This window comes from Ornithinimicrobium carbonis (assembly GCF_050703245.1).
Taxonomy (GTDB): domain Bacteria; phylum Actinomycetota; class Actinomycetes; order Actinomycetales; family Dermatophilaceae; genus Ornithinicoccus.
The window spans coordinates 798587-822186 of record NZ_CP192647.1; the positions used below are offsets into that span (position 1 = coordinate 798587).

Here is a 23600-nt window from a genome sequence, read left to right on the forward strand (position 1 = left end):
CTCGTCGTCAACGTGGCCCGCGGCGGGGGTGGTGGACACCGAAGCCCTGATGGCCGAGTGCGCCGCCGGCCGCCTCCGGGCCGCCCTCGACGTGACCGAGCCCGAACCGCTGCCGGACGGGCACCCCCTGTGGTCGACCCCCGGCGTCCTCGTCGTCCCGCACGTGGGTGGGGCCTCTCGCCCGCGTCCTTCCCGCGGATGGGGAGCTACCTGCACCGTCAGCTCACGGCATACCGGGACCGGGGGCGGCTGGAGCACGTGGTGGCGACCGGGGGCGCCGACGGCTGAGCGTTCGGTACGGTCCTGTCATGACCCGCACCCTCGTCGTCGTCCGGCACGCCAAGGCCGAGGGGAACAGCCCCGGCGGTGACCACGAGCGCGTGCTCGCGCCGCGCGGCGTCGAGGACTCCGCGGCCCTGGGCCGGTGGCTCGCGGACGAGGGGCTGCTGCCGGACCTCGTGCTCGTCTCGACCGCCGCCCGTACGCGGCAGACGGCCGAGCTGGTGCTGCAGGGCGCCGGACTCGACGCCGCGGACGTGCCGCGGTGGCCGTCGCGCAGCATCTACGACGGCGGGGTCGACGCCACCCTCGAGACGGTCCAGGAGGCCGACGACGACGCCGCGACCGTGTGGCTGGTCGGCCACCAGCCGGTCGTCGGCAGCCTCGTCCTCGACCTGGCCGACCCGGCCCGCAGCGACCGCGCGCTGCTGGAGGCGGTCGGCTCGGGCCTGCCCACGTCGGCCGCCGCGGTGCTGCGCACCGGCGTCGGGTCGTGGTCGCAGCTCGGGCCGGAAGGGGCGCGGCTCGTGGCCCTGCGCGCCCGGAACCTAGGCTGAGGGGCATGACGATCAGGATCGGTGCGCACGTCGACCAGGCCGACCCGGTGGCCGAGGCGCAGGCCCGCGGCACCACGCTCGTGCAGCACTTCCTCGGCGACCCGCAGAGCTACAAGGGGCCGCAGGTGCTCTACCCCGGCGGGGCCGGGGCGCTGCGCGCGGCGGCGGAGGAGGCGGGGGTGGACCTCTACGTGCACGCGCCCTACATGATCAACGTGGCCTCCACGAACAACCGGATCCGCATCCCGAGCCGCAAGCTGCTCCAGCAGCACATGGACGCCGCCGCCGAGATCGGCGCCAGGGGGCTGATCGTCCACGGGGGCCACGTCGGGAACGCTGACGACCCGGCCACGGGCTTCGACAACTGGCGCAAGGCGGTGGAGGCCACCGACATCAAGGTGCCCCTGCTCATCGAGAACACCGCCGGCGGCGGCAACGCGATGGCCCGCCGGCTGGACCGGATCGCCCTGCTCTGGGCGGCGGTGCAGGAGGCCGAGGGGGCCGAGGACGTCGGCTTCTGCCTGGACACCTGCCACGCGTGGGCGGGGGGCGTCCCGCTGACCGACGTGGTCGCCCGGGTGCGGGAGATCACGGGGCGCATCGACCTGGTCCACCTCAACGACAGCCGGGACGACTTCGACTCCGGCGCCGACCGGCACGCCGCCCTGGGGTCGGGACGGATCGACCCCGACGAGCTGGTCGGCGTCGTCCGCGAGGCGGGCGCGCCGGTCGTCAGCGAGACGCCCGGCGGGGCGTCCCAGCACCGCGCCGAGGCGCTGTGGATGCAGCAGGAGCTGGCGAAGGTCTGATCCCGCGGGCCGCGGGGTCGTCTCCGGCGAGACCCCGTTGGGTCCTCCTCGGCCGGGCGACGTAGCATCCTGCGACGTGACCGAGCCGGTGATCAGCGCGCGGGGACTGCGCAAGGAGTACGGCGACTTCGCGGCCGTCGACGGGATCGACTTCGAGGTCCACCGCGGGGAGAGCTTCGGGCTGCTCGGGCCCAACGGGGCCGGCAAGTCGACCACGATGCGGATGATCGGCGGCACGCTGGACCGCACCGGGGGGACGCTGCAGGTGCTCGGGATGGATCCCGGCCGTCAGGGTCCGGAGGTCCGGGCCCATCTCGGCGTCGTCCCCCAGCAGGACAACCTCGACGACGAGCTGCGGGTCCGGGAGAACATCGTCATGTACGGGCGGTACTTCGGGCTGCCCCGGTCCTTCCTCGGCCCGAAGGCCGACGAGCTGCTGGCCTTCGCCCAGCTGGAGGCCAAGGCCACGGAGAAGGTGGTCAACCTCTCCGGGGGCATGAAGCGCCGGCTCACCATCGCGCGGGGCCTGGTCAACGAGCCGCGCATCCTGCTGCTCGACGAGCCGACGACCGGGCTGGACCCGCAGGCCCGCCACGTCCTGTGGGACCGGCTCTTCCGGCTCAAGGAGTCCGGCACCACGCTGGTGGTCACCACCCACTTCATGGACGAGGCCGAGCAGCTGTGCGACCGCCTCATCGTCGTCGACCACGGCCGGATCATGGCGCAGGGGTCGCCCCGCCAGCTCATCCGTGAGCACTCCACGCGCGAGGTCGTCGAGGTCCGCTTCGGGTCGCAGCGCAACGCCCAGGTGGTCGCCGACCTCGAGGGGGTCGGGACGCGCAACGAGGTCCTGCCCGACCGGATCCTGGTCTACACCGACGACGGCGAGGCGGCCCTGGAGGAGATCGCACGCCGGGGCCTGCACCCGGTGACCTCCCTGGTGCGCCGGTCCTCCCTGGAGGACGTCTTCCTCCGCCTCACGGGAAGGACGCTCGTTGACTGAGGGCCAGCCGGCGGAGGAGCAGCCGGTCACCGCGGGGCCGGCCCTCGCGGACGCCGGCACGGACCTGCTCGCCTTCCCGGGCCGGGCGCCGGCCCACGGTGTCATGGCGCGGCGGGCCAGGGCCCGCGGGGTCTGGTACTACGCCGAGACGGTGCTGCGCGGCATGCGGGCCTACTTCTGGCCGATCCTGATCTACTCGGTGGGCCAGCCGCTCGTCTACATGGTCGCCCTGGGCATCGGGCTCGGCACGCTCGTCCAGCAGGGAGCCGGAGCCGTCGACGGCGTCGACTACCTGACCTTCGTCGCGCCCGCGCTGCTCGTGTCGACGGTCGTCATGTCCGTCACGGCCGAGATGACCTACCCGGTCATGGCCGGGTTCAAGTGGCAGCGGCTCTACCACGCGCCGGCGGCCAGTCCGCTCGAGCCGGGTCAGGTGGCGATGGGACACCTCGTGGCCGTGGTCATCCGCCTCGTCCTGCAGTCCCTGGTCTTCTGGCTGGTCATGCTGGCCTTCGGTGCGGCACCGAGCGGCTGGGCGCAGTCGTTGCTCGTGGTGCCCGTGGGGGTGCTCACCGCGACCGCCTTCGGCGCCCCGCTGCAGGCCTACGCCGCCACGCTGCGGGACGAGGGCCTGCAGTTCGCCTTCATCCAGCGCTTCGTCGTCATGCCGATGTTCCTCTTCGCCGGCACCTTTTTCCCGCTCTCGGTGCTGCCGGGCTACCTGCAGTGGATCGGCTGGATCTCCCCGGTGTGGCACGGCACCGAGCTGGCCCGGCTCGCCAGCTACGGAGCCCCGCTGTCGCCGGTGATGCTCGTGGTCCACCTGGGCTTCCTGCTCGCGCTGACCGTCGGCGGCGTGCTGGCCGCCGTCCGCGTCTACACCCGGAGGCTGCACACGTGAGCACGTCCCCGGACCCGGCGGCACGGCATACCCCCGCGTCCTCGCCCGACGGGGTCCCGGCACGTCCTGGCGTGGATCCCGGGGTCCGCCCGTTCCGCTCCCTCTCGTCCGGCAACGTGGGGGCGGTCCTGGAGCGGGGGTTCACCGTCATCCGCAACCAGAACTGGATGGTCCTGGTGTCGGGGTTCGTCGAGCCGGTCCTCTACCTGCTGGCCATGGGCGTGGGGATGGGCGGACTGGTCGGCGAGGTGACCGGACCGGGAGGGGAGCCGATCTCCTACGCCGCCTACATCGCGCCCGCCCTGCTGGCCACCTCGGCGATGAACGGGGCGATCTACGACTCCACCTGGAACGTCTTCTTCAAGCTGCGGTTCGCCAAGCTCTACCAGGCCATGCTGCAGACCAGCCTCGGCCCGCTGGACGTGGCGGCGGGCGAGATCCTCATGGCCCTGTTCCGCGGGTTCGTCTACGCGGTGGGCTTCCTCGGCGTCCTCGCCCTCATGGGTCTGGTGACCAGCTGGTGGGCCCTGCTCATGGTGCCGGTGGCCGTCCTCGTCGCCCTCGGGTTCGCCGCGCTGGGGATGGGGATCACCAGCTACCTGAAGACCTTCCAGCAGATGGACCTGATCAACTTTGCGATGCTGCCGATGTTCCTGTTCTCGGCGACGCTCTACCCGATCACCGTCTACCCCGAGACGGTGCAGTGGTTCGTGATGGCGATGCCGCTGTGGCACGCCGTGGAGCTGATGCGGCAGCTGTCGGTGGGCCATCTCGGGCTGGTGACGCTCGTGCACGTGGGCTACTTCCTGGTGATGACCGCCGCCGGGCTGTGGTTGGCGACCGTGCGCCTGCGGGCGCTCTTCCTGCGCTGAGGTCGACGGGAAGGCGGTCGCCGTCCCTCACTAGGCTGGGTGCATGACCTCCGTGCTCGACCCCGACTCCGCCGATCTGACGCTCCTGCAGGACCGGCAGGTGGCGGTCCTGGGGTTCGACGCCGTGGCTGCCGCCCACGCCCTGAACCTGCGCGACAGCGGGGTCGACGTGTGGGTCGGGACCGTGCCGGACAGCCGGGGGGCGGCGCGCGCGGAGACGGAGGGGCTGGCGGTGACCACGGCGGAGGAGGCGGTCGCCCGCTGCGACATCGTCCTCGTCCCCACGGGGAGCGACTCCGGCGAGGCCGACCCCTCCACGGTGCAACGTCTGCTCACGGGCGGGACGGAGCCGGGCGACCTCGTCGTGGTGACCTCCGCGGAGCGGTCGTCGCCGGGGAGCTCACCGTGCCCGAGGGCGTCGACCTCGGGATGCTCCGTGCGGTCGGCGACGGGGACCGGGTGCGGGAGGAGTACCTCGACGGCCGTGGCTGCCCGGCCCTGGTCGCCGTCGCCCGGGACGAGAGCGGCGCCGCCTGGGCCACGCTCACCGCCTACGCCGCCGCGATGGGGTCGCTGCGCTCCGGCGCGATCGTCACCACCCTGGAGCACCAGGCCACCGCGTGGAGGTATGCCGAGGAGCAGGTCCACGCGCCCCTCCAGCGGGCGGTCGAGGACGCGTTCGAGGAGCTGGTGCGGCGGGGGGTGGAGGAGGAGGTCGCCTACCTCGCGGTCGTCCACGAGCTCCGCACCCGGGTGGAGCAGATCACCCAGGCCGGCTTCGCCACCCAGCACGGGCCGGACGGACGTCCCGGGACCGGTCCGGCCGCCGGGGCGACCAGCCGCCGTGCGGCGGCCCGTGCGGCCCACCCGATCGAGCACGTCGGCGGCGGGTCCGCGCGATGATGAGCTGGATCCGCTAGTCCCGCTTCAGGCTCGCGTCCCCTCCGGGCTCGCGTCCCCTCCGGGCTCGCGTCCCCCTCCGGGCCCACAACGCGGCATACCGGGCAGGGCAGCGAGGCGTCGTCAGGGTCGCCGACTACGCTGCGTCCCATGACCACGACGACGACGTCCACGGCCTTCACCGTCACCGAGCGCGAGCAGCGCCGCTCCCCGGAGGAGATCGCCGCGGTCCTGGAGAACCCCGGCTTCGGCAACGTGTTCACCGACCACATGGCGATGATCGGGTGGGACAAGGACCAGGGGTGGCACGACGCCCGGGTGGTGCCCTACGGTCCCATCCCGCTGGACCCCTCGGCGGCCGTCTTCCACTACGGCCAGGAGATCTTCGAGGGGCTCAAGGCCTACCGGCACGAGGACGGGACGGTGTGGACCTTCCGGCCCGAGCGCAACGCGGAGCGGCTCAACGCCTCCGCCCGCCGGCTCGCGCTGCCCGAGCTGCCGCCGACGATGTTCCTCGACGCGATCAAGGAGGTCGTCCGGCTCGACCAGGGGTGGGTCCCGCCGGCCGGGTCGGGGGAGACCTCGCTCTACATCCGGCCCTTCATGATCGCCACCGAGGAGGCCTTGGGGGTGCGTCCGAGCAACCGGGCGCTCTTCAGCGTCATCTGCTCCCCGGCCGGGGCCTACTTCGCCGGTGGCCTGAAGCCGGTGAGCCTGTGGGTCAGCGAGAAGTACGTCCGGGCCGCGCCCGGCGGGACCGGGGCCGCCAAGTGCGGAGGCAACTACGCCGCCTCCCTGGCGTCCCAGGCCGAGGGCATCGAGCACGGCTGCGACCAGGTCGTCTTCCTCGACGCCCAGGAGCACCTGGCCGTGGAGGAGCTGGGCGGGATGAACCTCTTCTTCGTCTACGCCGACGGGCGCATCGTCACCCCCGAGCTGACCGGCACGATCCTGCCGGGGGTGACCCGGTCCTCGCTGATCGAGAGCTCGCCCGCGAGCGGGGGCTGACCGTGGAGGAGCGCCGCTTCACCATCGACGAGTGGCGCGACGGGGTCGCCTCCGGGCAGATCACCGAGGTCTTCGCCTGCGGCACCGCGGCGGTCATCACGCCCGTGGGGCGGCTGGCCTGGAACGGCGGCGAGCTCACCATGCCCGACACCCACGAGGTCAGCCTCTCGCTGCGGCAGGAGCTGCTGGACATCCAGTACGGCCGCGCCGAGGACCGGCACGGCTGGCTCTACCAGCTGGTCTGACCGCGGGCGGTCAGCCGGGCGAGTCGAGCGCGTCCAGCACCTCCAGCAGGCGCCGGCGCAGGGCGTTGGACCGCTGCGTGAACCCCCGCTGGGCCGCGACGTACTCCGCCTTGCCCTCAGCCGTCTCGATCCGCACCGGCGCGTAGCCCAGCTCCCGCAGGTCGTAGGGCGCCGCGCGCATGTCGAGCTCGCGCACGTCCCGGGCGAGGCGGAAGGCCTCCAGCGTCAGGTCGCTGGGCACTGCCGGCGCCAGCTTGAAGCACCACTTGTAGAGGTCCATCGCGGCGTGCAGGCATCCTGGCTGCTCCAGCTCGCGCTGGCGGTCCCGGGTGGGGGTGAGCGCGTTCCGCGGTGAGGCCTCGGGGGTGAAGAAGCGGAACGCGTCGACGTGGGTGCAGGCGACCGTGTGCGACTCGACGACGGCATCCGTGCCCTCCCGCCCCAGCCGCAGCGGCCACCCCTGGTGCCGCAGCGTCTCCTCGCCGGCCCGGTAGACCATCGCCCACTCGTGCAGGCCGAAGCAGCCGAACCGACCCGGCCGCGACAGCGTCGACGTCAGAAGGTCGCGGACGAACTCCACGGCGGCGCCCCGTCGGTCCAGGAAGGCAGGGACGTCGAGGTATGCCGTGCCGTCGGCGAGCGCGTAGTACGCCCGGTCGGCGAGCTCCTCGCCCTGCTCCAGCGCCACCCCCGGACCCGGGTGCCAGCGGGCCAGCTGGGCGGGGCGGAAGGCGTAGTACTCCCACAGGAAGTCGTCCACCGGGTGACGGCGCCCCTCCACGCGGCGGGCGAGCCGGTCGGTCGACAGCTGCGCGACCGCGACCGCGTGCACCGCGGCGCGCTCACGCCATACCTGCTCAGGAAGCACCTGCACGGTGATCCAGGGTAGGCCGTCCCGGCCGCCGCCGCGGACGGACGGCCGCCCCCGGGAGGTCCGGGAGCGGCCGCCGTCAGGGGTGGGTCAGTAGCCGGTGTGGACCGCGCCGCGACCGTGGAAGTCGTCGGTGCCCGGCTTGCCTGCGTCGATGGCGCGCAGTCGCATCTCGCGCTCCACCTGGGCGGGCTTCATGTCGCCACCGTGCTCGCTGATGATCAGCGCGGCGACCCCCGCGGCGTGCGGGGCGGCCATCGAGGTCCCGCCGGACCAGTAGTAGGACGCGACGGTCGGGTCCAGGCTGCTCCCGGTGCTGAAGACGAGGTCGAAGACCCAGCACGGCCGGGTCAGGCCGGCCACGGTGCAGTTCTCCTCGCCCGGGTAGGCGGTGTCCCCGCCCGGCCCGGAGAAGTCGACCATGGAGGTGCCGTAGTTGGTGTAGGTCGTCGGCACCAGGAAGGTGCCGTCCCAGAAGTCGCTGAGCCAGCCCACGGGGGCGTAGGCGGAGATGCCGATGGCGTGGGGGGAGGAGGTCATGAACCGGACGAGGTTGCCGTCGCCGTCCAGGTCTTGGGCCTCGTTGCCGGCGGACACGACGACCGTCGTCCCCTGCTGGTGGGCGTAGGTGATCGCCCGGTTCATCGCGTTGGCCAGCTGGGTGACCTCGTTGCCGGCCGCGTTGCGGGGGATCACGGTTCCCAGCGACATGTTGATGACGTCGGCGTCGACCTCGGTCGCGTGCCGGATGCCGGCGAAGATGTCCTCGAAGGCACCGGACCCCTCGTCCTCGAGCACCTTGACGAGCACGAGTTCCGCCTCGGGGGCTACTCCGATGACCCCGATGCCGTTGTCCGCCGCCGCGATCGTGCCGGCGACGTGGGTGCCGTGGCTGAAGGGGTCAGCAAGGGTGTACTGCAACCCCTCGTCGGTGAAGTCCCGGCTGAGGGCGAGGTCGATGTTGGGCGCGAGGTCGGGATGGTCGAGGTCGAACCCCGTGTCGAGCACGGCGACGCGGACGCCGGCTCCGCGGACCCCCGCCTCCCAGGCCTCGACCGCCCCGACGGGGACGTGACCCCACTGCAGGTCGAAGAGCGTGTCGTCGTTCCCCGACGCGGGGGGCAGGTTCTCGGGCCGGGCCTCGAGAGCGACGCGCGGGCCCAGATCGACGTCGAAGCCGGAGTCGACCACCGTGCTCGTCCCGGCGACGCCCCTGAACGAGGGGCCGGCCTCGACGACGGCCACGCCGAAGGGGTGGGCGGTGGTGACCGTGCCACCGGCCCGCTGGACCTGCTGCTCGAAGCGGGCGGGCAGCGACCCGCCGTTGCTGACGACGATGTAGGTGGTGCGGTCACCGTCGGCGTCGGCCTGAGCCACCGTCGTCAGCCCGGTGGTCATGAGCCCGAGACCGCCCAGGGCCGCGACTGCATACCTGATCCTCACGATGTCCTCCCGAGTGTGTGATCTGGATCACCTACTTTCCTCCTGCACGAGCCCGTCGTCCAGGGTCTTCCTTCACCGGTAGGTGGCGCGTGCCGACCCCCTACCCTGGTGACCCATGCGCATCTGCCGATTCACCGACGGTGACGACCCCCGCTTCGGCCTCGTGGACGGGGCGGGCGAGAAGATCGCCGAGATCTCCGGCGACCCGCTCTACACCCGGATCGAGCTCACCGGAGAGACCCACCTGGTGGCGGACGTCCGGCTGCTGGCCCCGGTCATCCCGCGGAGCAAGGTCGTGGCGATCGGTCGCAACTACGCCGACCACGCCCGGGAGATGGGCACCGAGCTGCCCGAGGAACCGATGATGTTCTTCATCCCCAACACCTCCGTGTGCGGGCCCGGGGACCCGGTGGTGATCCCCCCGTTCGCCCACGAGATCTCCTACGAGGGCGAGCTCGCCGTGGTCGTGGGCCGGCTGTGCAAGGACGTGGCGGCGAAGGACGCCGCCTCGGTCGTCTTCGGCTACACGGTCGCCAACGACGTCACCGCCCGTGACCTGCAGCGCGGCGACCACCAGTGGGCCCGCGCCAAGGGCATGGACACCTTCACGCCGCTCGGGCCGTGGATCGAGACCGACCTGGACGTCTCGGACCTGCGCATCGTCACGACCGTCGACGGCGAGGTGCGGCAGGACGGCACGACCGCCGACCTGCACTTCGGCGTGGGCGAGCTCATCGCGCACGCCTCCGCGGCCTTCACCCTGCTCCCGGGGGACGTGCTGCTCACCGGCACGCCCGCGGGGGTGGGGCCGGTCGGCCCCGGCCAGCGGTGCGAGGTGACCATCGAGGGCATCGGCTCCCTGGCCAACCCGTTCGTCGCCGCCGAGCCGGCCGACGAGCAGGACTGACCCGCGCATGACCGACGCCCCGATCGGGGTCTTCGACTCCGGGTTCGGCGGGCTCACCGTCGCGCGGGAGATTCTCGACCAGCTGCCCCGGGAGTCGATCCTCTACCTCGGCGACACCGCGCGCACCCCCTACGGCCCGCGGCCGATCGCCGAGGTGCGGCAGTTCGCCCTGGAGTGCCTCGACCGACTGGTCGACCACGGGGTCAAGGCCCTCGTCATCGCCTGCAACAGCGCCTCCGCGGCCGTCCTGGCGGACGCCAGGGAGAGGTATGACGTGCCCGTCGTCGAGGTGATCCGGCCCGCCGTCCGGCGGGCCATGGCGGTGACCCGCTCGGGCCGGATCGGGGTGATCTCCACCCGGGCCACCCACCAGTCGCGCGCGTACCTGGACGCCTTCGTCGCCGCCCCCCCGGAGGTCGACGTGACCTCCCAGCCGTGTCCGCGGTTCGTCGAGCTCGTCGAGGCCGGGATCACCAGCGGCCCCGAGGTCATCGAGACGGCGCGCGGCTACCTGGGGCCGCTGCAGGAGAAGGGGGTGGACACCCTCATCCTGGGGTGCACGCACTACCCGTTGCTCACCTCGGCCCTGCAGTACGTCCTCGGCGAGGAGGTCACCCTCGTCTCCTCGGCCGCAGCGACGGCGGCCGACCTGTTCCGCGTGCTCACCGACGGCGACCTGCTCGCCCCGGCGGGCAACGAACCGCAGCACCAGTGGCTGACGACCGGCGACCCGCACGGGTTCACCTTCCTGGCCCGGCGCTTCCTGGGGCCCGAGGTCGATCAGGTGCACCGGGCGTTCGTGGGCCGTGAGGACGAGGGCCCGGTGCGCTAAGGTCAGCGCTTCCCTGACCCGCCTTGCACCTAGTGGCACCAGTTCCAGGAAGGCCATCGATGCGATCCACCACGCCGGCGCCGGGGGACCCTGTCGCCCCTCCAGGACGGCCCCGGGCCAGGTGGGGTGTGATCGGCGTGTCCGGAACGATCATCGCGCTGGTCGCCGGCTGGGCCCTGGTGGCCCCCGCGAACGCCCAGGAGATCCTCGGGGTGGCCGTGGGGTGGATCTCGGAGTGGTTCGGGTGGTTCTACATCGCCCTCGCCACCGCGATCCTGGTCTTCGTGGTCTACGTCGGGATCCGCCACAGCAGGGTGCGGCTGGGGCGGGAGGACGACCGCCCGGAGTTCTCCACCATCACGTGGGCCTCGATGCTCTTCGCCGCAGGGATCGGCACGGACCTGATGTTCTTCGCCGTGGCAGAACCCGCGTCGCAGTATCTGGCGCCCCCCCAGGGTGAGGGCGGCACGCTGGAGGCTGCCCGCGAGGCGACGGTCTGGACCCTGTTCCACTACGGGATCACCGGGTGGGCCATGTACGCACTCATGGGCATCGCGCTCGGCTACTTCGCCCACCGCAAGGGACTCCCGCTCGCGGTCCGGTCTGCGTTGTACCCCGTATTGGGAAGACGGATCAGTGGTCCGATCGGAGACGCGGTGGACATCGCGACCGTCCTGGGCACGATCTTCGGCGTCGCCACCTCGTTGGGCATCGGTGTCGTGATGCTGAACGTGGGGCTGGACATCCTGGTGGGAGTGCCTCAAGGTGTGCCCGCCCAGATCGGGCTCGTGGTGCTCGCCGTGGTCGTGGCAACGGTGTCGGCCACCACCGGGATCGACCGAGGAATTCGTGTCCTGAGTCAGCTCAACGTCCTTCTTGCCATCGTCCTCGCGGCCTGGGTCCTCGTGACGGGTAGCACGGCCTTCCTGCTTCGTGCCGCCATGATGAACATCGGTGACTTCTTGTCGATGTTCCCGGGCATGACGCTCGACACGATGGCCTACGACTATCCCGCCGAGTGGATGGGGTGGTGGACCTTGTTCTTCTGGGCCTGGTGGATCGCGTGGGCGAGTTTCGTGGGCATGTTCCTCGCCCGCATCTCCAAGGGACGAACCATCGGTCAGTTCGTGGTCGGCACCCTGACGATCCCCTTCAGCTACATCGTCATGTGGGTGACCATCTTCGGCAACAGCGCCGTCGACCGTATTCGCAGCGGGGACGAGGCCTTCGGCGAGGCCGCGATGAACACTCCGGAGGTCGGGTTCTTCACCCTGTTGCAGGACTACCCGCTCCCGATACTGCTGGTCGCCCTGGCCACCTTCGTGGGGCTCCTGTTCTACGTGACCTCGGCCGACTCCGGAGCCCTCGTCATGGCCAACCTGTCGTCGGAGCTGCCGGACACGGAGGTGGATGCCCACCCTTCCCTCAGAATCGGCTGGGCCGTGGCCACCGGTGTGCTCACCGTGGCGATGCTGCTCGTCGGTGGAATCCCGGCGCTGCAGAGCGCCACCATCATCATGGGTCTGCCGTTCGCGCTGGTGATGATCCTGACGATGTTCGGGCTGCACCGCGCGCTCGAGGATGAGAAGGCGTCGGACGCGGCCGCGCGCGCCTCGATCACCTCGTCGATCGTCGGTCGTGAGCCGGCGGGGTCTCCAGGCTCTTGGCGGAGAAGGCTGGCCCAGGCCCTGGGCACTGTCTCCGTACGTCAGGCGAACCACCGTTTCGAGGAAGTCGTCGTCCCTGCCCTGCATGAGGTCGAAGGGGCCCTGCGAGAGCGAGGGTTGGCCGCGGACGTCGCGGTCAGCGAGCCGTCGGCGACCGGACGCCTGCTGCGCACGGCGACCCTGACCGTGCCAGGGGAAGGGGGCGGCTTCCGGTACGAGGTCCAGGTGCGACGGGTTCCCGCGCCCAGCTTCGGAGCGCGGGTCCGGGAGGCTGACGACCTCACGACGACGCTGTCGGTGGCGCTCCCGACCGGGGGTGGTGACGACCTCATCAGCTACGAGGGTGAGCAGGTCTGTCATGACGTGCTCGACCATTACGAACGATGGGCGAGCAGCACCGCCTATCTCAACGACAAGCCCTCCTGAGCTCATCGACGCGATGCCGTCGGCGAGGAGACCCCATCGCGCGGAGCCGCTCCACGACCCGCACCACCTCGTTCCTCCGGTCGATCCTGGCCGGGTAGCCTGAGCCCACCGCCGACCGGGCCAGGAACGGCGGCCCGACCCTGGGGAGAGATCGCTGTGACACCGCACGACCTGACCGCCGGCTGTCGTCGGAGCCTTCGCCCGTGACCGGCGCGATCCTGCTCCTGCTCGTCGGCATCCTCGCGATCCTGCTCATCATCGCGGCGAACGGGTACTTCGTGGCCCAGGAGTTCGCCTACATGTCGGTCGACCGCAACCGGCTCGCGGCCCAGGCCAGGTCCGGCGACGCGGCGGCCGAGCGGGCCCTGAAGGTCACCGGGCGGACCTCGTTCATGCTGTCCGGCGCCCAGCTGGGGATCACCGTGACCGGCCTGCTCATCGGCTACGTCGCCGAACCGCTCGTGGGGCAGGCACTGGGGACGCTGCTCGGCGGAGTCGGCGTCTCGCCGGCAGTCAGCATCTCGGTGGGGACCGTGGCCGCGCTCGCGGTCGCGACCGTCGTGCAGATGCTCTTCGGTGAGCTGTACCCCAAGAACCTGGCGATTGCCAACGCCGGCCCGATGGCCCGGTGGCTGGCCCGCTCGACGCTGATCTACCTGGCCGTCTTCGGCTGGCTCATCAGCTTCTTCGACAAGTCGGCCAACCTCCTCCTGCGGACGGTGGGGATCGAGCCGATCCACGACCTGGACACGACCGCGACCGCCGAGGACCTGGGGCGGATCGTCTCCGACTCCCGCGACAGCGGCGACCTGCCGGAGGAGCTGTCGATGCTGCTGGACCGCATCCTGGACTTCCCGGACCAGGACGTCGAGCACGCGATGATCCCGCGGGCCCGGGTGGACACCATCACCCCCGACACGACCGTGGGCGAGGTGCGCGGCCTGATGGCCCGGGCGCACACGCGCTACCCGGTCGTCGACGAGCAGGGCGAGCCGGTCGGGGTCGTGCAGCTGGTCGACGTGCTGCGGGGACGCCCGGAGCCCGGGACCCTCGTCCGGGAGGTCATGCGCCCCCCGATCGTCGTCCCCACCCTCATGCCCCTTCCCGCGGCCGTCGACGAGCTGGGTTCCGCCGGTCAGCAGATGGCCTGCGTCATCGACGAGTACGGCGGCTTCGCCGGGATCCTCACCCTGGAGGACCTGGCCGAGGAGCTCGTCGGCGAGATCACCGACGAGCACGACGAGCAGACCCCCGAGCTCATCATCGACCACGAGGACGACGAGTGGCGCATGGACGGCGACGTCCACCTCGACGAGGTGGAGCGGGCCGTCGGGCACCGCCTGCCGGACGGGGACTTCGAGACGGTCGCGGGACTGGTCATTGCCGAGACGGGGGAGCTGCCGGAGGCGGGGCGGGTGGTGACGGTGGGGCTGCCGGCCGACCCCTCGGAGGTGGTGTCCGACGAGCCGGTCACCAGGATGCTGGAGATCGAGGTGCTCGAGGTGGCGCGGCACGTGCCCAGCGAGGTCAGGGTCCGGCTGATCACCCGCTCGCTCGACGACGACCCGCCCGGCGACCGCGCCGGAGCGGACCGTCCCGGGCAGGACGACCCGAGGGAGGAGACCCGATGAGCGACCCCCTGGTCGTCCTCCTCGTCACCGCGCTGCTGATCGTCCTCAGCGCCTTCTTCGTCATCATCGAGTTCGCCCTGCTCGGCGCCCGCCGCCACCGGCTCGAGGCCGAGGCCGCCACCTCCCGGTCCGCGAGGGCAGCGCTCAAGGGCGTCAACGAGCTCACCCTCATGCTCGCCGGCGCCCAGCTCGGGATCACCGCGGCCACCTTCGCGCTCGGGGCGATCACCAAGCCGGCCGTGGACCGGTGGCTCGGCCCCGCCCTGCAGACCCTGGGGGTCCCCGGCTGGCTGGCTGGCGGGACCTCGTTCGCCCTCTCCCTGCTGCTGGTGACCTTCCTGCACCTGGTCGTCGGCGAGATGGCCCCCAAGTCCTGGGCGATCGCCCACCCGGAGAGGGCGGCCAAGCTGGTCGCCATTCCCGGCCGCGCCTTCATCTGGGTCGTCGGCCTCTGCTCGTGGGAGTGAACAACCTGGCCAACCGGCTCGTGCGGGCCAGCGGGGTCACTCCGGTGGACCGTGCCGCCGTCGGCGGTCAGGACGCGGAGACGATCCGTCACCTCGTCGAGCAGTCGGCGGCCAAGGGCGCGCTCGACGAGTCCTTCCAGACCCAGATCTCCGACGTCCTCGAGCTGGAGCGGCTCACGGTGGGCGACCTGGTGCCCGAGGGCCAGGAACCCGTGACCGTCGGGGTCGACGCCACCGTGGACGAGGTCCAGGTGGCCGCGGCCACCAGCGGGCACATGCGCATCCTGCTGTCGACCGCGGACGGTGGGCTCCCGGGTGTGGTGCACGTGCGCGACACCCTGACCCAGGACCCCGGACAGCCGGTCCGCCCGACGGCCCGGCCGGCGTTCGTGCTGGCCGGGGACGTCCCGGTCTACGAGGCGCTCGGTCGCATGAGGGACAGCGCCGAGCAGCTCGCGGTCGTCGCCGACGGGAACCGTGTCGTCGGGCTGGTCAGCGTGGCGGACATCCTCCACCGGGTGCTGCCCGCGCCCCGGTCGCCCGCCGACACGTGACGTCCGGCACGGGACACGACGGCCCCCCGACGGGCACGATGGCCCCATGGACCTGACCATCGTCGGCTGCTCCGGCTCCCTGCCGGGACCCTCCTCGCCGGCCAGCTGCTACCTGGTGAGCACCCGGGCGGAGGGGAGGGTCTGGCGGCTGCTGCTCGACCTGGGACCCGGGGCCCTCGGCGCGCTGCAGCGGCACATCGACCCGTTGGGGCTGGACGCCGTCGTCCTGTCGCACCTGCACCCCGACCACTGCCTCGACCTGACCGGGCTCCGGGTGCTCCGCTCCTACGGGCCCTCCCCGGCCACCCAGGACCTGCCCGTGCACGCGCCGGCCGGTGCCGCGGAGCGGATGGCCCGGGCCTACGGGGTCGCCGGACCCGAGCCGGTCACGGGGATGGACTTCGTCGACCTGGTCGACGGCCGGCCGTTCGCCGTCGGCCCGTTCACCGTCACCCCCTACGCCGTCCTGCACCCCGTCCCCGCCTACGGCCTGCGGGTCGAGGCCGACGGCCTCGTCCTCGCCTACACCGGGGACACCGACACCTGCCCCGGCCTGGAGCCGATCATGGCCGGTGCCGACCTGGTGCTGGCGGAGGCGTCCTACCTGGAGGGCCGCGATCCCGGACGTGGAGTCCACCTGACCGCCCACCGGGCCGCGCAGGCCGCGCGCGACGCCGGCGCCCGCCGGTTGATGCTCACCCACCTGCCGCCCTGGACCGACCCCCAGGAGGCGCGTGCCGAGGCAGCACGGGTGTGGCCGGGGGAGGTCGAGCTGGCCGTGCCCGACGCCACGGTCCCGGTCGCCGGCACCCCGCGCGCCGGGCGGTGACGGAGGTGGAGGGGCCGGGACCGTGGCTGGAGGGGCACCGCCGGGTGGTCGGGCTGGGCGGGGCCGCCGCGGCGCTGACCCTCGCCGGGATCTGGACGGTGGTCGTGCCCGACCGGGCGGACACCGCCGCCGGCCTCCAGGCCCTGGCCGTGCGCTGGGGGCATCCGCTGTGCTGGCTCCTGCTCGCGGTCAGCGGGGTCCTGTATGCCGTGCGCGCCCCCTCCGCGGCCGTCGCCGGGGCCGCCTGGGCGGCGCTCGCGGCATACCTGGTCTTCCTGGGCACGACCCTCCTCTGAGCGGCGGCAATCCATGGAGGTCCCCCCGGACGTACTCTCAGACATGGCCGCCGTCTCCCGGGCGGACCGCGCCGACGACGGCGCGCTGCTGGCCGGGCTCGCACTGGACGACCCGGCGGTGTCCGCCGCCTTCGTCCGGCGCTTCCAGGCGCCCGTCTTCGGCATGGCGGTGGGGATCACCCACGACCCCGCGCTGGCCGAGGACGTCTGCCAGGAGGTCTTCGTACGGGCCTGGGGCGCGGCCGCCGGCTACGACCCCCGACGGGCCTCGGTGCTCACGTGGCTGCTGACGATCACCCGCAACGCGGCCATCGACGCCGTGCGTGCGCGCCGCAGCAGCCCCACCGACGACGAGATCCTCAACCAGCTGCTGCAGGACTCGCTGCGCTCCTCCCCGGACCTGCAGGAGGGCGCCCTGCACCGGATCGAGGCCGAGCAGGCGGTCCGTCAGCTGCACCGGGTGGCCCCGGAGCAGGCCCGGGCCGTCGTGCTGGCCGTGCTCGGGGGCTGCACCGCGGCCGAGGTGGGGGAGCGGGAGGGCATCCCGCTGGGGACCGCCAAGACCCGCATCCGCACCGGGTTGCGCCGCCTGCGCGCCGCCAAGGAGATGGAGCATGACTGAGCCGTCCGTCGGTCAGGACCTGCACCCCGAGGAGGACCTCCTCGTCGCGGTCGTGCTGGGACAGGCCGATCACGCCGCCCGCGACGAGGTGGTGCGGCACCTGGGCGTGTGCCGCTCCTGCCGCCGCGACTACGACGACCTCGCCGGGGCCGTCGAGCTGGTGCTGCCCGCGGTCCCCCGGCTGGCTCCGCCCCCCACCTTCGAGTCCAGGGTGCTGGCCCGGCTCGACGCTCTGCGCCACCCGGTGACGGTGGACGCGGTGGACGCGGCGGAGCAGGTCGGCGCAGGTGCGGCCCCCCGACCCGGCCGCCGCGCGGTCCTGCAGCTGGCGGCGGCCGGTCTGATCGGCCTGGTGGCGGGAGCAGGCGTCACGGCCGCCCTGGTGCGGCCGGACGAGGAGCCGGCCGACACCCCGTGGTCCGCCGCACTGGTCACGGGGGAGGGGGTCCGGGTGGGCAGGGTCTCCCAGAGCTACGACAGCACGGGGGACGTGCTCGTCGTGGAGGTCGAGGACGGCCCGGTGGGACGGCGCTACACCTGCCGCCTGCTCCTCGCCGACGGGTCCGTCGAGGACGTCGCCGAGTGGAGCCTGTCGGCCGACCACGCCAACAGCTGGGTCGTCCCGGTCGCCGGCACCGAGCCGGTCGCGGTCGAGCTCGTCGCCGAGTCCGGCCGGGTCTGGGCGACCGCCGACGTCGGGCGCAATCCCGACTGAGGCGTGGGACGTACCACCCCCATGAACGCCAACGCCCAGCCCCAGGTCCGCAGCCTTCCCCGCCTCCCCGTCCGTGCCGGCGCGTTCGCGCTCGCGCTCGGCCTGCTCACCGCGTGCGGCGGTGACTCCTCCACCCCCACCGCCGAGGAGGACACCCCGTCGGCCTCCACCCCCGCGGCCACCGAGGACACGACCGCCGAGGAGACGGGCGAGGAGTCGATGACGGAGGACTCCAGCGCCGAGGAGACCACCGAGGAGTCCACGCAGGGCGCGGCAGCGACCAGCGACGACGACGATGATGACGACGACGACGACCTCATCATCGTCATCGAGGACTTCGAGTACGAGGTGCCCGACTCGGTGATGCCCGGGGCCGAGATCACCGTCCGCAACGAGGACGGCGTGGGCCACACCGTCACCGCCGACGAGGGGGACGCCTTCGACGTGGTGGTCGGGCCGGGCGAGGAGGTCACCTTCACCGTGCCGGACGAGGCGGGGGAGTACCCCTTCCACTGCACGCCGCACCCGAACATGACCGACACGCTCGTCGTGGAGGGGTGAGCAGGATGCGCACGCTCGCCCGGTCGCCGGGACGCACCGAGACCCCGGGCACGACCCGCCGCACCGAGCTCGTCGTGCGGGCGCTGGTCGTCCTCGGGCTGGCGGTGGACGCCTTCGTCCACCTGCGGATGGCCCCGGTGATGGACATCGCCGCGCCGGGCGGGATCGGCGGCGGCAACCTCTTCCGTGCCCAGGGTGCCGCGGCTGCCGTGGTCGCGGTGCTGGTGCTGGTCACCGGCCGGTGGTGGGCCTACGCGGTCGCTCTCCTGGTCGCGCTGTCGGCGCTGGGACCGGTGCTGCTCTACCACTTCGTCGACGTGCCGGCCATCGGCCCGATCCCCTCGATGTACGACCCGCTCTGGTCGCCGGAGAAGGTCGTCAGCATCCTCGTGTGAGCGCTGGCGGCAGGAGCGGCCGCGGTCGGCCTCATGCTGACCCGCCCGCAGGGCGGGACGAGCCGCTCCTGAGCGGGACGAGCCGCTCCTGAGCGGGACCCGCCGTTCCTGAGCGGGTGGGGCCTGCGCCCCCGGTCGTTCCCGCGACGGCCTACGCTGGCTCCATGACCACCGGAACCCGCCACGACGGCCGCGCCCCCGACGAGCTGCGGGAGATCAGGATCACCCGCAACTGGCTCGACCACGCCGAGGGCAGCGTGCTCGTGGAGTTCGGAAAGACCCGCGTGCTGTGCGCCGCGTCGTTCACCCAGGGCGTCCCGCGCTGGCGCAAGGGCAGCGGCAAGGGCTGGACCACGGCGGAGTACGCCATGCTGCCGCGGGCCACGCACACCCGCTCCGACCGTGAGTCGGTCAAGGGCCGGATCGGGGGCCGCACGCACGAGATCAGCAGGTTGATCGGGCGCTCCCTGCGCGCGGTGGTCGACCTCGGCGCCCTGGGTGAGAACACGATCCAGATCGACTGCGACGTCCTGCAGGCCGACGGCGGGACCCGCACCGCGGCCATCACGGGTGCCTTCGTGGCGCTCGTGGACGCCGTCGAGTCGGCCCGCAGCCAGGGCCTCATCAAGGCCACGGCCGAGCCGGTCGTGGGGTCCATCTGCGCGGTCAGCGTCGGCGTGGTGGACGGTGAACCCGTCCTGGACCTGGACTACGAGGAGGACGCGACCGCAGACACCGACATGAACGTCGTGATGACCGGCGACGGCCGCTACGTCGAGGTCCAGGGCACCGCTGAGGGGGTCCCCTTCGACCGCGAGCTGCTCGACGCGCTGCTGGACGTCGCCGCCGAGGGCTGCGCCGAGCTGACGGCCCGGCAGCAGGCGGCGTTCGGGGCCGACGACATGGGCGGGTCGGACTCCCACGAGGCCGGGGCCGACGTCGACCAGGGCCCTCCGACCTGGTGAGCGGTCCGGAGCGTCGCCTCGTCCTGGCGACCCGCAACGGGCACAAGGTCGTCGAGCTGCGCGAGATCCTGCGCGACGCCCTGGACCGGACCGGCCTGGAACTGGTCGGGCTGGACGCCTTCGAGGGGCTGGCCGACGTCGTCGAGTCGGGGGTCACGTTCGCGGAGAACGCCCTGCTGAAGGCCCGGTATGCCGCCTCCGCCACCGGGCTCCCGGCGCTCGCCGACGACTCCGGGCTGGCCGTGGACGTCCTGGGCGGGTCCCCTGGCGTGTTCTCCGCGCGCTGGGCCGGGCCGCTGGCCCGCTCTGCCGGCATCCCGGTCGACGAGGCCAACAACCAGCTCCTCCTGCTCGCGCAGCTGGCCGACGTGCCCGACGAGCACCGGGCGGCGGGGTTCGTGTGCGCCGCCGCGTTGGTGCTCCCCGGGGAGCGCTCGGGCACGAGCGGTCACCACGTGGTGAGGGAGGGTCACTGCCGCGGTGTCCTGGGCCGGGAGCCGGTGGGGGACAACGGTTTCGGCTACGATCCTCTGCTGGTGCCCCCGACGGTCGCACGCTCGCCGAGCACTCGGCGCAGGAGAAGAACGCCGTCAGTCACCGGGGCGAGGCCTTCCGGGCCCTGGCTCAGGACGTCGAGACCCTCCTGGCATAGCCCGGCCGCCGCAGCGGGGGTCTGTCGGGTTCGGCCGCGGCGTGGCAGGGTGGGGTGGTATGCGTGTCCTGCTCCTGGGGGAGCGGGCCGTCGTCCCCGAGGACGGTGACCCGGTGACCTCGCTGCGGGCCGTCTCGCTCATCGCCTACCTGGCGGCGCACGCCGAGATCCCGCAGCACAGGGCGGCGGTGGCGGCCGCCCTGTGGCCGGACACCCCGAGCGCCCAGGCACTGACCAATCTGCGTCGCGAGCTGCACCACCTGCGTCGCCACCTGGCTGAGAACGCTTGCCTGGAGGTGGGCTCGACCCACCTCACCTGGCACGACAGCCCGGGATGCCCGGTGGACCTGGTCGAGCTGCGTCGGACCCGCCGGGTGCTGGTGCTCGCGGGGGACGACTCCAGCACCTCGGAGGAGGCTCTTGCCGCGCACGGCCGCGCGCTGCTGTCCCTCTACCGGGGGGAGCTGCTGCCTGGGGTGGACCAGTCGTGGGCGGTCGACCTGCGGGAGCAGGTGGAACGGGAGTTCGTCGACGCGTGTGACGCCTTGGTCGCGGCGGGAGCCGTGTCGTCCCCTTCCTCGCCCCTGCAGGCGCCGGCGCTGGACGCGGCGCGACGGCGCGTGGGGCTGCGTCCGCTCGAGGAGCGCGGCCATCTCGCGCTGATCGACCTGCTGCGCCGCCGCGGCGACCTGCCCGGGGCGCTGGAGGCGTACCACCGGTGCGTCCGGGTGCTGCGGGAGGAGCTGGGGGTGGATCCGGCACCGCCCACCAGGGCTCTGCTGGAGGAGCTGCTCGACCAGGACGAGGCCGCCGGCGGAAGCGGTGCTGCCGACCGCCGACCGGACCGTCGCGCGATGCAGGGCCGCACCTCCGGGACGGCATGTGCGGAGAGTTGGGAGGATCCGGACCCCATGGTGGGGCGGCGGCAGGAGCTGGCGGTGCTCAGCGCCGAGCTGGACGCCGCCCTGGCCGGTGGGCTCAGAGTTGCCGTCGTCCACGGTGAGGCCGGGTCGGGGAAGAGCCGGATGGTGGAGGAGCTGCTCGGGTGGGCTCACGACCGCGGCCTGCGCACGGCGGTCGGGGGCGGCCACGAGATGGCCGGCGCCGTCGCGCTCGCCCCGGTCCTCGACTGGCTGGGTGGGGACGGGTTCGGGGTCCGGGAGGACTCCGAGGAAAGGGATCAGGCCCGTGCCTGGGGTCGGCTCATGTTTGTCCGCGACCTCGCGCACCAGGTCGCGACGATCGCTCCCGGGATGCTGGTCCTGGAGGACGTCCAGTGGGTCGATCACGACACCCTGGACCTGGTCTCCGCGCTCGCCCGTTGGGAGGCGGAGGCGCCGCTCCTCCTCGTGGTCACGGCACGCTCGAGCGCCCTCGAAGAGCGGACCGACCTGAGCCGGTGGGTGACGGGCCTGCAGGCTCCCGTCAGCAGCGTCCGGACCGGGCCCCTGTCCCTGGGCGACGGAGCCGTCCTGCTGCGCCGCCACGGTGACCCGGGGTGGGACGACGGACGCTGCTCGGACCTGCACTCCGCCACCGGCGGTTTCCCCCTGCACCTGACCGAGGTGGCCCGGCTCGTGGCCCGGCACGAGCGGATCGGCGCACACCCCTCGACACACCTGCCGCCCGGGGGTCTGAGCGGAGTGCTCGCCTCGCGCCTCACCTCACTCAGTGAAGCAGCTCAGCAGCTCGCCGGTGTCGCGGCAGCCGTGGGCCGGTCGGCCCCGCTGGCGCTGCTGCGTCTGGCCGGCGGCCTGGAGGACACGGCCACGGTGCGGGCCGTCGACGAGCTGTGCCGGGCGGCCGTGCTGGCCGAGCGCAGCGGGGGGTACGACTTCGTCCACGACCTGGTGCGGGATGCCGCCTACGAGCTGCAGCCGCCCGCCCTGCGCGCGCTGCTGCACCTGCGCGTGGGCGAAGCGCTCGAGGAGCTGCACGGCGCGCACCTGGACGACGTCTCGGCCCTGCTGGGTGAGCAGTTCTCCCGGGCGGGCCTGCCCGAACGGGCGGTCGGCCACCTGCGGTCGGCTGCCCGTGGGGCCCAGCGCGTGTTCGCCGCCGACCGGTGCATCGAGCTGCTCCGGGCCGCCGTGGCCCAGCTGCGGTCCCTGCCCCCCGGCCCGGCGCGCGACGCCGAGGAGCTGGAGTGCCTGCACGACCTGGCCGCGGTGCTCAACGCCCGCGACGGCTGGACCGCGCCCTCGTTGCGCTCCACCCTGGAGCGCGCGCAAGAACTGGCAGAGCGCCTGCACGACGACCCGGCGCTGGCCGACGTGCTGACCAGCCTGTGGGGCACCGAGTACGTCGGCGGGGCCAACAGGGCGGCCCTGGCGGCGGCACGGGCGGCGCAGACCGCCGCGCTGCGCACCGGCGACCGGGCCCGGGCGGCCGTGGGGCGGTTCGCGGTCGGCGCGACCCTGCTGCAGATGGGGCGCCCGCGGGAGGGTCTGGCCGAGCTGGAGGGGGCGATCGCGGTCGACATGTCCGCCCTCCGGCTGGCGATCGGCTCCCGGCCCGAGGTGCACGCCCGTGCCTGGGCCGCGCACGCCCACGCCCTGATCGCCGATTCCGCGAGCGCTGGGTCACTGAGCGGGGAGGCGCTCGAGCGGGCAGGGACCCACCCCTACGACCGGGCGCTGGCGCTCGCCTACGCGGCCGTCACCGCCCACCTCCTGGGCGACCGCGACGGACTCGGGTCGTTGGTGGACGAGCTCGCGCACCAGTGCGCGCGGTACGAGCTGGGCTACTACGGCAGCTGGGGGGAGGCGCTGCACGGCTGGCTGGAGGGCGGCCCGGACGGAGCCGTCCAGGTCCGCCGGGCCATCAGCGAGCTGCGGGCCACGGGAGCGGGTGCCCGGTCGAGCTACTTCCTGTGCCTGCTGGCCGACGCGCTCGAGGACCCCCCGGAGGCGCGTGCCGTGCTCGACGCGGCCGCCGCGACCGCCCGGGCCCAGGAGGACCTGTGGTGGTTGCCGGAGATCGAGCGGCGGCGCGCGCTGCTCCGGCCGGAGGGGGAGCGCCGCCCCCACCTCGAGACCGCCCTCGACCAGGCGCTCGATCAGGAGAGCTCCCTGCTCGTCGAGCGCTGCCGACGGTCGCTGTCAGCACTGCCCGGCGACTGAGGGACGTCGGACGAACGCTGGGCGAACGCTGCCCTCCCTAGCGTCGCACGTGGGCACGTCCGACCGACCCG

General features: G+C 73.0%; 23 protein-coding genes and 3 pseudogenes. 24 read left to right on the forward strand and 2 right to left on the reverse strand.

Annotated features, from left to right (window positions below; translation table 11 throughout):
• Positions 1 to 49 precede the first annotated feature (49 nt).
• From ACQ95T_RS04115 to ACQ95T_RS04155, 9 genes and pseudogenes are all read left to right on the forward strand, one after another.
• Positions 50 to 370 carry an NAD(P)-dependent oxidoreductase gene (locus ACQ95T_RS04115; RefSeq protein WP_431473904.1) on the forward strand — a complete coding sequence of 107 codons (321 nt, stop codon included), beginning with the start codon at positions 50 to 52 and terminating at the stop codon, positions 368 to 370.
• Positions 309 to 836, forward strand: coding sequence for a SixA phosphatase family protein (locus ACQ95T_RS04120; RefSeq protein ID WP_425939604.1), 528 nt, complete (start codon positions 309 to 311; stop codon positions 834 to 836). The genes ACQ95T_RS04115 and ACQ95T_RS04120 overlap by 62 nt, the downstream gene beginning before the upstream one ends.
• 5 nt (positions 837 to 841) lie before the next feature.
• Entirely contained in the window at positions 842 to 1645 is an 804-nt protein-coding gene (locus ACQ95T_RS04125) for a deoxyribonuclease IV (protein ID WP_425939606.1), read from the forward strand.
• Positions 1646 to 1721: 76 nt separating this feature from the next.
• Positions 1722 to 2648 (forward strand): ABC transporter ATP-binding protein, encoded by a 927-nt coding sequence (locus ACQ95T_RS04130; RefSeq protein ID WP_425939608.1) that lies wholly within the window; start codon positions 1722 to 1724, stop codon positions 2646 to 2648.
• Positions 2641 to 3549, forward strand: a complete 909-nt coding sequence (locus ACQ95T_RS04135; protein ID WP_425939610.1) for an ABC transporter permease — start codon at positions 2641 to 2643, stop codon at positions 3547 to 3549. The genes ACQ95T_RS04130 and ACQ95T_RS04135 overlap by 8 nt, the downstream gene beginning before the upstream one ends.
• A 71-nt stretch (positions 3550 to 3620) precedes the next feature.
• Positions 3621 to 4421 carry an ABC transporter permease gene (locus ACQ95T_RS04140; protein ID WP_425940027.1) on the forward strand — a complete coding sequence of 267 codons (801 nt, stop codon included), beginning with the start codon at positions 3621 to 3623 and terminating at the stop codon, positions 4419 to 4421.
• 43 nt (positions 4422 to 4464) lie between these two features.
• Positions 4465 to 4641, forward strand: a pseudogene (locus ACQ95T_RS04145) (ketol-acid reductoisomerase); the annotation flags it as partial.
• 185 nt (positions 4642 to 4826) lie between these two features.
• Positions 4827 to 5324 (forward strand): hypothetical protein, encoded by a 498-nt coding sequence (locus ACQ95T_RS04150; protein ID WP_431473560.1) that lies wholly within the window; start codon positions 4827 to 4829, stop codon positions 5322 to 5324.
• A 147-nt stretch (positions 5325 to 5471) separates the two neighbouring features.
• Positions 5472 to 6574 (forward strand): annotated as a pseudogene (locus ACQ95T_RS04155) (branched-chain amino acid aminotransferase).
• Between the two features lie 10 nt (positions 6575 to 6584).
• Here ACQ95T_RS04155 and ACQ95T_RS04160 read toward each other — a convergent pair.
• Together ACQ95T_RS04160 and ACQ95T_RS04165 are read right to left on the reverse strand one after the other, a co-directional pair.
• Positions 6585 to 7448, reverse strand: coding sequence for a 3-methyladenine DNA glycosylase (locus ACQ95T_RS04160; protein ID WP_425939616.1), 864 nt, complete (start codon positions 7446 to 7448; stop codon positions 6585 to 6587).
• A gap of 87 nt (positions 7449 to 7535) precedes the next feature.
• Positions 7536 to 8888, reverse strand: coding sequence for a S8 family serine peptidase (locus ACQ95T_RS04165; RefSeq protein WP_425939618.1), 1353 nt, complete (start codon positions 8886 to 8888; stop codon positions 7536 to 7538).
• Positions 8889 to 9003: 115 nt separating this feature from the next.
• Between ACQ95T_RS04165 and ACQ95T_RS04170 the strand changes: the two genes are divergently transcribed.
• The 15 genes and pseudogenes from ACQ95T_RS04170 (at position 9004) to ACQ95T_RS04240 (ending at position 23529) form a co-directional block, all read left to right on the forward strand.
• Complete coding sequence (locus ACQ95T_RS04170) at positions 9004 to 9795, forward strand: fumarylacetoacetate hydrolase family protein (protein WP_425939620.1); 792 nt, start codon at positions 9004 to 9006, stop codon at positions 9793 to 9795.
• A gap of 7 nt (positions 9796 to 9802) precedes the next feature.
• On the forward strand, positions 9803 to 10627 hold the full coding sequence (murI, locus tag ACQ95T_RS04175) for a glutamate racemase (protein ID WP_425939621.1): 825 nt from the start codon (positions 9803 to 9805) through the stop codon (positions 10625 to 10627).
• Between the two features lie 137 nt (positions 10628 to 10764).
• Positions 10765 to 12720, forward strand: coding sequence for a choline BCCT transporter BetT (betT, locus tag ACQ95T_RS04180; RefSeq protein ID WP_431473561.1), 1956 nt, complete (start codon positions 10765 to 10767; stop codon positions 12718 to 12720).
• A 203-nt stretch (positions 12721 to 12923) separates the two neighbouring features.
• Complete coding sequence (locus ACQ95T_RS04185) at positions 12924 to 14351, forward strand: hemolysin family protein (protein WP_425939625.1); 1428 nt, start codon at positions 12924 to 12926, stop codon at positions 14349 to 14351.
• Complete coding sequence (locus ACQ95T_RS04190) at positions 14348 to 14818, forward strand: CNNM domain-containing protein (protein WP_431473562.1); 471 nt, start codon at positions 14348 to 14350, stop codon at positions 14816 to 14818. Before ACQ95T_RS04185 ends, ACQ95T_RS04190 begins: the two co-directional genes overlap by 4 nt.
• Positions 14809 to 15372, forward strand: coding sequence for a CBS domain-containing protein (locus ACQ95T_RS04195; protein ID WP_431473563.1), 564 nt, complete (start codon positions 14809 to 14811; stop codon positions 15370 to 15372). Before ACQ95T_RS04190 ends, ACQ95T_RS04195 begins: the two co-directional genes overlap by 10 nt.
• Before the next feature lie 46 nt (positions 15373 to 15418).
• Positions 15419 to 16201: an MBL fold metallo-hydrolase gene (locus ACQ95T_RS04200; RefSeq protein ID WP_425939629.1), complete on the forward strand. Its 783-nt coding sequence runs from the start codon at positions 15419 to 15421 to the stop codon at positions 16199 to 16201.
• Between the two features lie 5 nt (positions 16202 to 16206).
• A complete protein-coding gene (locus ACQ95T_RS04205) occupies positions 16207 to 16497 on the forward strand; it encodes a hypothetical protein (RefSeq protein WP_431473564.1) in 291 nt (96 codons plus the stop codon).
• A gap of 43 nt (positions 16498 to 16540) precedes the next feature.
• On the forward strand, positions 16541 to 17119 hold the full coding sequence (locus ACQ95T_RS04210; protein WP_425939632.1) for an RNA polymerase sigma factor: 579 nt from the start codon (positions 16541 to 16543) through the stop codon (positions 17117 to 17119).
• The gene (locus tag ACQ95T_RS04215; protein WP_425939634.1) at positions 17112 to 17834 is read left to right on the forward strand and encodes a hypothetical protein; all 723 of its coding nucleotides are present in this window, start codon (positions 17112 to 17114) and stop codon (positions 17832 to 17834) included. The genes ACQ95T_RS04210 and ACQ95T_RS04215 overlap by 8 nt, the downstream gene beginning before the upstream one ends.
• A gap of 21 nt (positions 17835 to 17855) precedes the next feature.
• Entirely contained in the window at positions 17856 to 18395 is a 540-nt protein-coding gene (locus tag ACQ95T_RS04220; RefSeq protein WP_425939636.1) for a cupredoxin domain-containing protein, read from the forward strand.
• 5 nt (positions 18396 to 18400) lie between these two features.
• Positions 18401 to 18790 (forward strand): hypothetical protein, encoded by a 390-nt coding sequence (locus ACQ95T_RS04225; RefSeq protein ID WP_431473565.1) that lies wholly within the window; start codon positions 18401 to 18403, stop codon positions 18788 to 18790.
• A 164-nt stretch (positions 18791 to 18954) separates the two neighbouring features.
• Entirely contained in the window at positions 18955 to 19755 is an 801-nt protein-coding gene (gene rph, locus ACQ95T_RS04230; protein ID WP_425939640.1) for a ribonuclease PH, read from the forward strand.
• A pseudogene (locus ACQ95T_RS04235) lies at positions 19749 to 20407 on the forward strand (non-canonical purine NTP pyrophosphatase). The gene rph and the pseudogene ACQ95T_RS04235 overlap by 7 nt, the downstream one beginning before the upstream one ends.
• 59 nt (positions 20408 to 20466) lie before the next feature.
• Positions 20467 to 23529: an ATP-binding protein gene (locus ACQ95T_RS04240; RefSeq protein WP_425939641.1), complete on the forward strand. Its 3063-nt coding sequence runs from the start codon at positions 20467 to 20469 to the stop codon at positions 23527 to 23529.
• The last annotated feature ends 71 nt before the right edge of the window (positions 23530 to 23600 follow it).